The 13,105-nt window shown below is 62.0% G+C and carries 11 protein-coding genes; 7 read left to right on the top strand and 4 right to left on the bottom strand.

Going from position 1 to position 13,105, the window contains the following annotated elements; all coding sequences use genetic code 11:
* Positions 1-34: 34 nt before the first annotated feature.
* Entirely contained in the window at positions 35-421 is a 387-nt protein-coding gene (locus E2F50_RS15360) for a TIGR02300 family protein (protein ID WP_133317023.1), read from the bottom strand.
* A gap of 227 nt (positions 422-648) precedes the next feature.
* Here E2F50_RS15360 and aroA point away from each other — a divergent pair, with 227 nt between their 5' ends.
* The 3 genes from aroA to rpsA all read left to right on the top strand — a co-directional run bounded on the left by aroA (position 649) and on the right by rpsA (position 4,492).
* Entirely contained in the window at positions 649-2,016 is a 1,368-nt protein-coding gene (gene aroA, locus E2F50_RS15355; protein ID WP_133317022.1) for a 3-phosphoshikimate 1-carboxyvinyltransferase, read from the top strand.
* Entirely contained in the window at positions 2,013-2,651 is a 639-nt protein-coding gene (gene cmk, locus E2F50_RS15350; protein ID WP_133317021.1) for a (d)CMP kinase, read from the top strand. Before aroA ends, cmk begins: the two co-directional genes overlap by 4 nt.
* A gap of 134 nt (positions 2,652-2,785) precedes the next feature.
* Positions 2,786-4,492, top strand: a complete 1,707-nt coding sequence (gene rpsA / locus E2F50_RS15345; RefSeq protein ID WP_133317020.1) for a 30S ribosomal protein S1 — start codon at positions 2,786-2,788, stop codon at positions 4,490-4,492.
* Between the two features lie 68 nt (positions 4,493-4,560).
* Here the strand turns inward: rpsA and E2F50_RS15340 are convergent, their stop codons facing one another.
* Together E2F50_RS15340 and E2F50_RS15335 are read right to left on the bottom strand one after the other, a co-directional pair.
* Positions 4,561-6,507, bottom strand: a complete 1,947-nt coding sequence (locus tag E2F50_RS15340) for a hypothetical protein (protein ID WP_133317019.1) — start codon at positions 6,505-6,507, stop codon at positions 4,561-4,563.
* 250 nt (positions 6,508-6,757) lie between these two features.
* Positions 6,758-7,381: a ribonuclease D gene (locus E2F50_RS15335; protein ID WP_133317018.1), complete on the bottom strand. Its 624-nt coding sequence runs from the start codon at positions 7,379-7,381 to the stop codon at positions 6,758-6,760.
* Between the two features lie 427 nt (positions 7,382-7,808).
* On the opposite strand from E2F50_RS15335, the gene E2F50_RS15330 reads away from it, so the two are divergent.
* From E2F50_RS15330 to E2F50_RS15315, 4 genes are all read left to right on the top strand, one after another.
* Positions 7,809-9,563 (top strand): alkaline phosphatase, encoded by a 1,755-nt coding sequence (locus tag E2F50_RS15330; protein ID WP_133317017.1) that lies wholly within the window; start codon positions 7,809-7,811, stop codon positions 9,561-9,563.
* Positions 9,564-9,654: 91 nt separating this feature from the next.
* Positions 9,655-10,122 carry a hypothetical protein gene (locus E2F50_RS15325; RefSeq protein WP_133317016.1) on the top strand — a complete coding sequence of 156 codons (468 nt, stop codon included), beginning with the start codon at positions 9,655-9,657 and terminating at the stop codon, positions 10,120-10,122.
* A gap of 3 nt (positions 10,123-10,125) precedes the next feature.
* Complete coding sequence (locus E2F50_RS15320; protein WP_133317015.1) at positions 10,126-10,815, top strand: ABC transporter ATP-binding protein; 690 nt, start codon at positions 10,126-10,128, stop codon at positions 10,813-10,815.
* On the top strand, positions 10,812-12,089 hold the full coding sequence (locus E2F50_RS15315) for an FtsX-like permease family protein (protein WP_133317014.1): 1,278 nt from the start codon (positions 10,812-10,814) through the stop codon (positions 12,087-12,089). Before E2F50_RS15320 ends, E2F50_RS15315 begins: the two co-directional genes overlap by 4 nt.
* On the opposite strand, the gene E2F50_RS15310 is transcribed toward E2F50_RS15315, so the two are convergent.
* Complete coding sequence (locus E2F50_RS15310; RefSeq protein WP_133317013.1) at positions 12,086-13,078, bottom strand: Ldh family oxidoreductase; 993 nt, start codon at positions 13,076-13,078, stop codon at positions 12,086-12,088. The two genes, E2F50_RS15315 and E2F50_RS15310, sit on opposite strands and share 4 nt — an antisense overlap.
* Positions 13,079-13,105: the final 27 nt, after the last annotated feature.

Raw genomic sequence — 13,105 nt, 5'->3', positions numbered from 1 at the left:
ATTTTTGTAAGATCGCCGGATCTTAGTTAGTCGATCAGACTTCGTCGTCGTCGCCCGTGACGCCGATAATACCGGTCATATCGTCGTCGTCCTCGTCTTCGTCGACTTCAAGGAAGGTATCGTCTTCGTCGCCGCCGATATCGGCTTCGTCGTCGCCCATGTCAGGCAGATCGTCGCCGCCGGCCGCCTCGTCGCCCTCTTCGAGGGAAACCAGTTCGACTTCCGGATTTTCGGTATCGACTTCCTGGACGTCCTCTTCCTCGGCCTGTTCCATCTTCACGGCAACCGTGTTTTCCTCGAAGAAGGAAAGCGGCCAGGACTTGCCCGTATAAGGAGAAACAACCGGGTTGCGGTTCAGGTCATAGAATTTCTTGCCGGTATCCGGGTCGGTGCGCTTTGTTCCGAGTTCCGCTTTAGCCACAGTCAGAGCCTCATGGGATGGCCGATCAGATCGGCACGCCGCTTAATCGCGGCCTTATTGGTGAAAAAATCTAGCCGGTCCCCATAAGGCCAACCGTCGCTTATGTCAAAGACTAACTTTTCATGATTTTCCGGCCGAACAAGCGGATGACCGGCCTCGGGCTTTATGCTAACGACGGCCCAATTCCGCATCCCGCATTCGCGCCTATAACATGTAAAGGACTGGCCATGTCGCATGGTATTGCCCTGAAGCCGGCAAAGTCGAGAAAATCCACCAATCTTTCCGGCACGGTTCGCATACCCGGCGACAAGTCGATCTCGCATCGCTCCTTCATGTTCGGCGGGCTTGCGTCCGGCGAGACCCGCATCACGGGCTTGCTGGAAGGCGAAGACGTCATCAATACCGGCAAGGCCATGCAGGCCATGGGCGCCAGGATTGAAAAAGTCGGCGCCGAATGGATCATCCAGGGCACCGGCAACGGCGCGCTTCTGGCGCCGGAAGCGCCATTGGATTTCGGCAATGCCGGCACCGGCTGCCGGCTGACCATGGGCCTGGTCGGCGTTTACGATTTCGACAGTACCTTCATTGGCGATGGCTCGCTGTCCAAGCGCCCGATGGGCCGGGTACTCGATCCGCTTCGGGAAATGGGCGTGCAGGTCACCTCGACGGCTGGCGACCGTCTGCCGGTCACCCTGCGCGGGCCGCGAACCCCGAACCCGATTACCTACCGCGTACCGATGGCCTCGGCCCAGGTGAAATCGGCCGTGCTGCTCGCTGGTCTCAATACGCCGGGCATAACGACGGTGATCGAACCGGTGATGACGCGCGACCATACGGAGAAGATGCTGCAGGGCTTTGGTGCCAACCTGACGGTGGAAACCGATGGCGACGGTGTCCGCACCATCCGGCTCGAAGGCCGCGGCAGGCTTGTCGGGCAGGTGATCGACGTGCCCGGCGATCCGTCCTCGACCGCCTTTCCGCTGGTCGCCGCGCTGCTCGTGCCCGGCTCCGACCTGGTGATCGAAAACGTGCTGATGAACCCGACCCGCACCGGCCTCATCCTGACGCTGCAGGAAATGGGCGCCGATATAGACGTGATGAATGCGCGCAGTGCCGGCGGAGAAGACGTGGCCGACCTGCGGGTGCGCGGGTCCGAGCTGAAGGGCGTCACGGTGCCGGCAGACCGGGCGCCGTCGATGATCGACGAATATCCGGTGCTCGCCATAGCCGCCGCCTTTGCCGAAGGCACCACGACCATGCTGGGCCTCGAGGAATTGCGGGTCAAGGAATCGGACCGGCTGTCGGCAACGGCGGCAGGCCTGAAGCTCAACGGCGTCGACTGCGACGAAGGCAAGGAGACGCTGGTCGTGCGCGGACGTCCGGGCGGCAAGGGATATGGCAATGCGGCGGGGAAGGCGGTCGTCACCCATCTCGACCACCGCATCGCCATGAGCTTTCTGGTCATGGGTCTGGCATCCGAACATCCGGTCAGCGTCGACGATGCCGGCATCATCGCCACCAGCTTCCCGGAATTCATGGACCTGATGACCGGGCTTGGCGCCAGGATCGAAAGCGACGAAAGCCAGGCGGCGTGACCACGCCCTTCATCATCGCAATCGACGGTCCGGCGGCGGCGGGCAAGGGAACACTGTCGCGGCAGATTGCCCAGGCCTATGGCTTTCATCATCTTGATACCGGCTTGACCTACCGGGCCACGGCCAAGGCTCTGCTCGATGCAGGCCTGCCGCTCGACGACGAGGCGGTGGCGTCGCGCATGGCGGCGGAGATCGATTTGGCGAGCCTCGACCGGCAGGTCCTTGCCGACCACCAGATCGGCGAGGCTGCTTCCAGGATTGCCGTCATGCCTTCGGTGCGCCGCGCGTTGGTCGAGGCGCAGCAGGCATTTGCGCAAAAGCCGCCGGGCGCAGTTCTCGATGGCCGCGACATCGGCACGGTTGTCTGCCCGGGCGCCAAGGTGAAGCTTTACGTCACCGCTTCGCCGGAAGTGCGGGCCGGACGGCGCTACGACGAAATCCTGGCAAACGGCGGTACGGCGGATTTCCAGGCGGTTTTTGCCGATGTCTGCAAGCGTGACGAAAGGGATATGGGCCGCGCCGACAGCCCATTGAAACCCGCATCAGACGCACACTTGCTTGATACGTCGGAAATGGGTATAGAGGCGGCGTTTCGGGCGGCAAAGGCCATTATCGACGCCGCTTTGATAAAATAATCCGAAGTTCAGTCCCCGCGCCGGATTGCCTCCCCCGGAATATCACCGTGAGGAAGGCGGACTTGAAGCTTTGGCATGTGCAACACGAACCGCCGGCGCATACGTGTCCGAAATGGACACGACCAGGAGATTTCATGGCAGTAACTAACCCAAGTCGGGAAGACTTCGCAGCTCTTCTCGAAGAGTCCTTTGCAACCAACGATCTTGCTGAAGGCTATGTCACCAAAGGCATAGTCACCGGGATCGAAAAGGACATGGCCGTCATCGACGTCGGCCTGAAGGTTGAAGGCCGCATTGCGCTGAAGGAATTCGGCGCCAAGGGCAAGGACGGTTCGCTGAAGGTCGGCGACGAAGTCGAAGTTTATGTCGAGCGCATCGAAAACGCGTTGGGCGAAGCTGTTCTGTCGCGCGAGAAGGCTCGCCGCGAAGAAAGCTGGGTCAAGCTGGAAGCCAAATTCGAAGCTGGCGAGCGCGTTGAAGGCGTCATCTTCAACCAGGTCAAGGGCGGCTTCACCGTCGATCTCGACGGCGCCGTAGCCTTCCTGCCGCGTTCGCAGGTGGACATCCGTCCGATCCGCGACGTCACCCCGCTGATGCATAACCCGCAGCCCTTCGAAATCCTCAAGATGGACAAGCGCCGCGGCAATATCGTCGTTTCGCGTCGTACCGTGCTTGAAGAGAGCCGTGCGGAACAGCGCTCCGAAATCGTTCAGAACCTCGAAGAAGGCCAGGTTGTTGACGGCGTCGTCAAGAACATCACCGATTACGGTGCGTTCGTTGACCTCGGCGGCATCGACGGCCTGCTGCACGTCACCGACATGGCTTGGCGCCGCGTCAACCATCCGTCGGAAATCCTGTCCATTGGCCAGCAGGTCAAGGTTCAGATCATCCGCATCAACCAGGAAACCCACCGTATCTCGCTCGGCATGAAGCAGCTCGAGTCGGATCCGTGGGATGGCATTGCCGCCAAGTACCCGGTTGGCAAAAAGATTTCCGGTACCGTCACGAACATCACCGACTACGGTGCATTCGTCGAACTGGAGCCGGGCATCGAAGGCCTGATCCACATTTCGGAAATGTCCTGGACCAAGAAGAACGTTCATCCCGGCAAGATCCTGTCGACAACGCAGGACGTCGACGTTGTCGTTCTCGAAGTCGATCCGTCCAAGCGCCGTATCTCGCTCGGTCTCAAGCAGACCCTCGAGAACCCGTGGCAGGCATTTGCCTACAGCCATCCGGCCGGCACTGAAGTCGAAGGCGAAGTCAAGAACAAGACCGAGTTCGGCCTGTTCATCGGCCTCGACGGCGATGTTGACGGCATGGTTCACCTCTCCGACCTCGACTGGAACCGTCCGGGCGAACAGGTCATCGAGGAGTTCAACAAGGGTGACGTCGTCAAGGCTGTCGTTCTCGACGTGGACGTCGAAAAGGAGCGCATCTCGCTCGGCATCAAGCAGCTCGGCAAGGATGCGGTCGGCGAAGCCGCCACGTCTGGCGAACTGCGCAAGAACGCTGTCGTTTCGTGCGAAGTCATCGCCGTCAACGACGGTGGTGTCGAAGTGAAGCTGGTTGCTCACGAGGACATCACCTCCTTCATCCGCCGCAACGACCTGGCACGCGACCGCGACGATCAGCGTCCTGAGCGCTTCGCCGTTGGTCAGGTTTTCGACGCGCGCGTCGTCAACTTCTCCAAGAAGGACCGCAAGGTCATGCTTTCCATCAAGGCGCTTGAAATCGCCGAAGAGAAGGAAGCAGTCGCACAGTTCGGTTCGTCCGACAGTGGCGCTTCGCTCGGCGACATCCTCGGCGCGGCTCTGAAGAACCGCGGCAGCAACGAGTAATCTTCGCTGCAGGAATCAAAAAGCCGCCGGATGAAAATCCGGCGGCTTTTTCTATGAAGTTGATTGCCTCAGGACCAGCCGGCCATCCGCCAATAGAGATCATTGGCGCGTCCATCCTCCCCGCCATGTCCACTCTCGGTTTCGGCATTGACGGCGGCCGCATTGGTTGGCGCCTCCTCTGTCTCGCCATCCTTGTCCCTGTCGTTCGACCTGTGGTCGCCAGAGGGATGCTGCTGCCCATCTCCATCCTCGTCCACCTCGGCAATTTCGCGCACCTTGCGCTCCTCGCGCTTTGGCTCCTGCTCGGTGGGCGGATAAGTGAGATAGGGAAGCGGCATGCCGTCACGCGGCAGGATGACGGGCAAAGCCAGTTGCAGCTGTTCATGCATATCTGCCGCTTCGGCAGCCGGCTGTCCGGCATGCGGCGTAGCGGTGGCCTGTCTTTTGGCGGTCGCGGCCTCGTCAGGCTGTTGCTGGGACGTCGGCATATTCGAGGCGGACCCCTCCAAGTCCTGGGAGCTTCTTCCGAGCGGCAAATCCTGTTTCGGCATTGCCTGCGTATCATCCAGAGCCGGGTCGAGCGCCTCGGGTAATGGCGACAGGCTGAGCAGTGGCGTCAGGGCTTCCGCCAGCGCATGGCCGGAAAATGCCTTTATCAGTCCCTGTGTGATGCCGAGTATGGATTCCGCCGTGACGGGGCGGGCGGGCCGATAAACAGCGTCCGCATCGGGAGCCAGATCCAGCTCTGTCGGAGGACCGGCATCCGCTTCAGCAAGTATGGAGGCGCGCGAAGCTTCCATGGGTGAAGTCCTCAGGCCCGCCGCTGCGCTCTTTCCGTCAGCCGTCAACCGGCTTCCGGCTTCCATTGGATAGACGCCGTCGCTACTGGTTACCTCCGCCTGGACGTCTGGAACGGCGAAAGGGCCAGCGGCCTGACCTGTAGTTGATCTGGAAGGCTGTGGTGGAGGAGCAGCAGCGTCATCGCCAGCTGCCATGCCGGTTTCGGATCCAGTTCCGGGGCGAAATGCAGCTATGGATCCGGGCTCCGACTCCGCCCGAGTTACAGCCGCATCGGGATGAACGGCAGATGGCAGGCTTGCAGCATGCCCTGCCTTGCTTCTTTCACCCGCCGCCGCGCTCTCGACTGTTGTCGCGGTTCCTGCTTTCAAGGGGTCTGCGCCCGACAGGGATGGCGGCTGCTTGCCGCTTGAAGGGGTTGCCTCGGCGCCAGGGGCGGCATTTGGATCGGCACCAGTGGAGGCGAGCGCCGTGGCAGGAGCCGGTCCAGCGGCCTGCCCGTTGACGGAGCCCGGGCCCGTCGACGAAGCCGTCGGTATGGCCGCCGTTCTGCCGTCCTGCTCGGTTCGCGAACTGCCGGCAACCGAGCTCGCTGCGGCCTGTGCTTCGGCCTCCGCTCCAGCCAAATCGAGGGGCGGCGGGTTGCCAATGCCGGGGTTTGCCGGGACAAGCTTGGCGAGTGGCGCCGTTTCACGGCCTGCCGGCACCGGCTGCATCCCCGCCGTCTGGCGATAGGAGGTGACGGCGGCCTCCGCCGGCAGATCGTGGTCTGACAGCTGCGTCATCTCCATATGCAGCGCCAACCGTGCAGCGCCTGGACCACTTGGATTTTTAAGGACTTCCCCCAGGAGACGAAGCGTGAGGCCGTTGACGACCTGGTTGAGGAGCCGTTGCAGGGCGAGCTTCTCGCCGGGGCTGAGCGCCTTGACCGCTTCGGTGATCCGGACGGCATAAGCAGCAAGGCTTTCGTTTTCGCCGCGGGGCATTTTCAGCAGCTGCCCGATCGTTTCGGCAAAGACCGAGGCGCCCTGCGCCAGTTGAAGCTGTCCGGACAGGGACATGGCCTCCCGACGGCCGCCGGACAGGAGCTTCTCCGAAGACATGCCGATATCGGCTATGTCATTGGCGGGGCTGAATGGCGGCCGGACCACCGGCTGCGGCGCCGAACTCGGATAATCCAGCATAGTCGTTGTGGTGGCACTGACCGGCTGCAGCATGAGGCCTGCTCCATCTGTTGTCTGTGACGGAAGGACAGATCGGCCGATCAAAGCTTTTCGCAACGTAGACGGCGTTGCGACCGCGGCGCCTCATGGCGCTCCACTGCCGAGGAACAGATGCGATTCTGTGACAAAATGGTTAAAGACACGCTAACGGTTTAAACCGGACAGTTAAATGCACGCAGAAATGGCAGAATTGGGTTGCTACAGGCGGTTCAGCGCCAGACTGTTGTAGCCAGGGGAGGCGCTGTCAGCTATGGGCGAAAATATCGGTCTCTCCCCAACCCAACAGATCGAGCTTGGCGCGGGTGGGCAGGAAATCGAAGCAGGCCTTGGCGAGATCGGCGCGGCGGTCCCGGATGAGCCTTTCGTTCAGCTTGTCGCGCAGGGCATGCAGGTAAAGAACGTCGGAGGCTGCATATTCGAGCTGCGCCTGGGACAGTTTCTCCGCCGCCCAATCGGTCTGCTGCTGGGCCTTGGATATGTCCACGTCCAGCATTTCCCTGAGGTTCTCCTTCAGGCCGTGCCGGTCGGTATAGGTGCGCACCAGCCGGGAGGCGATCTTGGTGCAGAAGACTGGGGTCGTCGAGACCCCGAATGTATGAAAAAGGATGGCGATATCGAACCGGCCATAGTGGAAGATCTTCTGGCGTGAAGGGTCGGCCAGCATGGCGGCCAAGTTGGGAGCCTGTTTCTGGCCCGGCCCGATGCGGATCACGTCTGCCGATCCGTCACCTGGAGAAAGCTGTACCACACAAAGGCGATCACGCCGAGGAACGAGCCCAAGCGTCTCCGTATCGACTGCGACGGCATCCGTATAGCGCGCTGCATCCGCGCTCGATATGTCAGTTTCGTGGTATCGGATGACAGCCATGGTGCTCGCCTCTGCTTTTTCAGCCGATATAGCCGAGCTTGCCTGGCCTGAATACCCGTGGCGGCTATGGGATAGGCTCATGATGGGTGAGCATTTGCCCAGCCTTGCGTCAAACGCATTGCTGCATTGCAGCAGAGACTATTGGCCAGCTTAAACGATTAGACTAAACATTGGCCATCGAGCGACGCACCTCCTCCTCCCAGCGTCGCTAGATACGGGTCGACAACATCCTCCTCCTCCCAGTTGTCGATCAAGTTCAAAGCCTGGCGCATCCTCCTCCCGCGCCAGGCTTTTTGCGTTCTGGACGCAAATTGGCTTACGCCTCTGGAGGTTTCCCAAGAAAACCTGTCGCCATGGCGTCACGCAAGTGTCATGCGCCGCCGATATACGAACCTTGCCTTCCCTTTGAACTTTTCGTGAGGTTACGATGCGCAAACTTATTGCCGCTCTGGTCGTTTCGACCGTTCTCGCCGGCGCAGCCCAGGCTGCCAATATCTATCCGCTGGACCGTGCCACCATCCTCACCGGTTCCCCCTTTGACTTCAAGGTCGAGTTTAGCAGCGTCGTCAAGCCGGAGGACGTCAAAGTCACCGTCAACGGCCAGGACTACAAGTCCGCACTCGGCAAGGAAGCGCAGTTCGTTGCCGAAGAAAAGAACAAGGACAAGGTCCTGGGTTCCGCGGTGATCTTGCGCGGCGTAACGATCGCCAATGCCGGCGACTACAAGGTCGAGGTGACGGCAGGCTCCGAAACCAAGAGCGCGACCTGGAATGTCTACGGGACGGCCGCCGCGCCGAAGGCCAAGAACATCATCTTCCTTTTGGGAGACGGCCTTTCTGTCGCGCATCGCACCGGCGCCCGGATCATGTCCAAAGGCATGACCGAGGGCAAGGCGAACGGCCGGCTGAATATGGACGACCTCGACCACATGGCGTTCATCGGCACGTCTTCCACCGAAGCAATTGCCACCGATAGCGCCAATACCATGTCAGCCTACATGACCGGCCACAAGAGCGCCGTCAACGCACTCGGCGTCTACGGTGACCGTACGCCCGACGCTTTCGACGACCCGAAGGTCGAGACCATCGCAGAAGCGCTGCGCCGCCAGACCAAGAAGTCGATCGGCATCGTTTCTGGCTCCGAACTTCAGGACGCGACTCCGGCTGCACTCGCCGCCCATACCCGCAAGCGGGCGGAAAAGGCGGAAATCGTCGGCATGCTCTTCGACGTCAAGCCGGACGTTCTTCTGGGCGGCGGTTCGGCCTATTTCCTTCCCAAGGAAACGGCCGGCTCCAAGCGTAAGGACGACAAGGATTACATCAAGATCTTCAAGGACGCCGGCTATACGCTGGCCACCGACAAGAACGAACTGGCCCAGGCGGCCGGCTCCAACACCGGCAAGATCCTCGGCCTCTTCCATCCCGCCAACATGGACGCCACGCTTGATCGCGACTTCCTCAAGAAGGGCACGGTCGACAAGTTCCCGAACCAGCCGGGCCTGGTCGATATGACCAAGGTGGCGCTCGATAATCTCGGCAAGAACCCGGAAGGCTTCTTCCTGATGGTCGAAGGTGCCTCGATCGACAAGATGAGCCACCCGCTTGATTGGGAACGCGCCCTGTTCGAAACCATCGAATTCGATAAAGTGGTGGGCGTTGCCCGCGAATTCCAGAAGGCTCACCCGGACACGCTGATCGTCGTCACCGGCGACCATACGCATGGCGTTTCGATCATCGGGACGATCGACGACGACAAGCCGGGCACGGAAATGCGCGAGAAGGTCGGCACCTATGCCGAAGCCGGCTTCCCCAACTATGAAGACAAGAACGGCGACGGCTATCCGGACCGTGTCGACGTCAGCCGCCGCCTGGCTATTTTTGCTAATAACGGCCCCGACCACTACGAAACATTCCGCCCGAAGCTGGATGGGCCGTTCGTGCCGGCCATCCAGAACGAAAAGAAGGAATATGTCGCCAACGAGGAATACAAGAACGTTCCCGGCGCGGTCTTCGTGCAGGGCAATATTCCAAAAAGCGGCGATACGGGCGTGCATGCGGTCGATGACGAAGTTCTGCAGGCTGCCGGTCCCGGCGCTGAAGGCTTCCATGGCTATATGGAACAGAGCGACGTGTATAAGGTATTGGCCGATACCTTCGCTCTCGGCGTGAAGCAGACCAACTAAGCTGCTTTGGGCGGTTAATTCGCTTTCACGCCGTACCCATGCTGCAACTTGCTTCCGGCCGGGTTGGCCGGAAGCGCATTCGGAGAGCTTGATGGAAAAGCGACCTTCCACTCTTCTGCCACGCAGATCCGTTCTTGGTGGGCTCGCGGCCTTGCCCTTCCTCATTCCCGGGCGGGTTTCCGCGGCGTCTTACGCGCCGCTTTCCTTCGATGACCTTTACGGCAAGATCAGCGTGCTGGGCCTGGAATTTTCGGACAAGGCCAAGGCGCTTTCCGGCAAACCCGTCGCCATGCGCGGCTTCATGGCGCCGCCCTTGAAGGCGGAAGCGCAGTTCTTCGTCCTCACCGAAATCCCCATGTCGATCTGCCCATTCTGCTCGACCGATTCCGATTGGCCCGACAATATCGTCGTCGTTTATCTCGACAGCCGGCAGACTTTCACCCAGCCTAACGAGACGATCGAAGTCCGGGGCATGCTGGAGGTCGGGTCGTGGACGGATCCGGAAACCGGCTTCCTCAGCCGCCTGCGCATCCGCCAGGCGGATTACGAGGCTGTTTGAAGCATGCTGTCTCTCCAGGTCGAGGAATTGCGCATCTCCTTTCCAGGTCTCGCCGCGCCGGTCCTCCTCATCGACCGCCTGTATATCGATGCTGGCCAACGCGTAGCGATCACGGGCGGCTCGGGATCCGGCAAGAGCACCTTGATCAATGTCGTCACCGGCCTGGAGCGGGCGCAGGCCGGCCGCGTCCTGTGGAACGGCCAGGATATCGCCCGCCTCGCGGAAACCACGCGTGACCGCTGGCGGGCGGAACATGTCGGCCTTGTGATGCAGGATTTCCATCTCTTTCCCGGTCTTTCCGCTGTTGAAAACGTGCTCCTGCCAGCACGGCTCGCCCGCGCAGCCGGGGCGGATGTCGTTACCCATGCGCACGAACTCTTGCAGGCGGTGTCGCTCGCCCGGCCGGATCAAAGGATCGACAGCATGTCGCGAGGCGAGATGCAGCGGGTGGCGATCGCACGCGCGCTTCTGCGGCGGCCCGGCGTCATCATAGCCGACGAGCCGACCGCCAGTCTGGATGCGGAAGCGGGGGAGGCGGTCGGAAACCTGCTCCTCCATTTGGCGGCGCAGACGGGCGCCACACTGATTGTCGTTTCCCATGATCAGCGTCTGATCAACCGGCTCGACCGCCGCATCGCCTTGCAGGGCGGCCGCATCGTCGCGGACAGGGCGGCCGGGGAGGTGGCGGCATGACCCGCTTCATCCTCGCCGACCTGCGCCGGCTCTGGGCAGGTGCGCTCGTCGTTGTGCTTCTGGTGGCACTGGCAACCGCGCTCGGCGTAACCGTAACCTTGCAGGAGCGGGCGCTGCGGCTGGGCAGCGCACGGGCAGCCGACAAGTTCGACCTCGTCATCGGCGCCGCCGGAAGCGAAACGCAGCTCGTGCTCTCGTCGGTCTTCCTGCAGCCGGCCCCCTTGCCGCTCCTTGCGGGCGAGGTTCTGCCGAAACTGCTGGCAGATCCGCGCGTCGCCTGGGCGGCGCCGGTCGGATTTGGCGATTCCTTTTCCGGCTACCCGGTGGTCGGCACGACCAAGGCGCTGATCTCAAGCACGGTTGCCGGCCTTGCCGAAGGGCGGATGTTTGATAAGGAAGGCGAGGCGCTTGTGGGTGCCGCCGTCAAGCTGCCTCTCGGTGCAGAAATCAAGCCGATGCATGGCAGCAGCGCCACCGGCGGCGAAACCCATGCCGGGGTCGTCTACCACGTATCCGGAAGATTGCCGCCGACCGGGACGCCATGGGACCGTGCCATCCTGGTGCCGATCCAGGCGGTCTGGCATGTGCATGGACTCGGCGAAGACGAACATCATGATGAACATGAAGAGCATGGAGGCGAGAGGGCCGCTGTGCCCGGGGATGTCGAGGATCACGCGGATCATGACCATCACGGCATCGATGCGGATGCCCCGGTCAAAGAGACCTTTGCGGGAGAGCTGCCGGGCCTGCCGGCGATCCTGGTGAAACCGAAAACGATCGCCGATGCCTACAAGCTGCGTCAGGCCTATCGAAGCGGCACGACCACAGCCGTCTTTCCGGGCGAGGTCCTGACCAATCTTTACGCCACGCTCGGCGATGCGCGACTGGTGCTGAGCGCCGTCGCTGCGGGCTCGCAGGGCCTGGTCGCTGCGGCTCTGGTGCTGGTCACCGTCACCCATATCGGCCAGCGCCGTCGACAGATCGGCGCTTTGCGCGCCTTCGGAGCACCACGCTGGGCAGTGTTTATGATCGTCTGGCTCGAACTTTTCCTGCTCGTGGCGCTCGGCGTCGGGCTCGGCTACCTGATCGGCTTTACGGCCGCCCACATGATCGCCAGTGCCTTCACAGTACAAAGCGGCATCGTGTTGCCGGTCGAGTTCGCGCGGCAGGACCTTCTGGCGGCCGTGGTTCTCCTGGCAAGTGCGGCAGCGCTTGCCGCAGTTCCCGCCGTGCTCGCCTACCGCCAGTCTCCCGCCAGGGCCCTACGCGCCTAACCCAGCGCGTGGATGGCGGCGATGACGTCGTCTTCGAGATCCAGGCCCTGTTCCATCGCCCTGGCCCGCAGCCCGCGACCGCGCCGGCCGGGAAGCCGCACGCCGTCTTCCTTGGCCATTTCGGCCGCCAGCTCGGCCATCCGTCCGGCGGCACCGGAACCGGCCGCCGCATCCGGGTCGATGACGATGATCGCTTGGCCAAGTGCCGGCGGCGGGCCCTTTTCGTCAAACAGCGAACTTGCCTGATAGGAAAACTGAGCGCCGCTGAGTGCCGCCGCAAACACTTCGACCATCATCGCCAGGGCAGCGCCCTTGGCGCCACCCGAAGGGGCCATAGTGCCCTTCATGGCGGCGACCGCATCGGTGGTGGGATTGCCATCCGCATCGAAGGCCCAGTCGTCGGGGATGCTGACGCCTTTCTGGGTTGCTTCCATGACCTTGCCGCGCGCCACCTTGGAAAGCGCCAGATCGATCACCAGAGGCTCGGCATCGAAAACCGGCGCGGCGAAGGCAATCGGATTGGTTCCAAACAGCGGCCGCTTGCCGCCCCAGGGCGCCATGGCCGCCGGAGCATTGGCGAACATCATGGCGACCAGTCCTTTTTCCGCAAAACGCTCCACCGTCAGCGCCATGACGCCTGCGTGGTGAGAACGATGAATGCCCGAAAAGGCAATTCCCTGCTCCCTCGCGATCGCGGGAAGCTCGGTCACCGCAAGATCAAGCGCCGGATAAGCAAAGCCATGGGCTGCGTCGATGGAAAGCACGCCGGGACGGGTGCGCGTAGAGACGGCCTTTGCGCGGCCGACCACCTTGCCCGTCCTCACCTGTTGCACATAGGCCGGCACGCGCCTTAAGCCATGCCCCGATTGTCCCGCCGCCTCCGACTGTACGAGTGCCCGCGCCACGGAAAGAGCAGCCTCGGGGGAAACGCCATTGGTCTCGAAAACACTGCGAACCAGCGTTTCGGCCTCGTTGAGGGTCATGTGCATGCGAAATCATCCGGGTTGGATCACGAA

This window comes from Rhizobium deserti (assembly GCF_004358025.1).
In the GTDB taxonomy this organism is placed as follows: domain Bacteria; phylum Pseudomonadota; class Alphaproteobacteria; order Rhizobiales; family Rhizobiaceae; genus Neorhizobium; species Neorhizobium deserti.
Note: the sequence above shows the minus strand (reverse complement) of the source record. Positions and strands in the feature narration are given on the sequence as shown.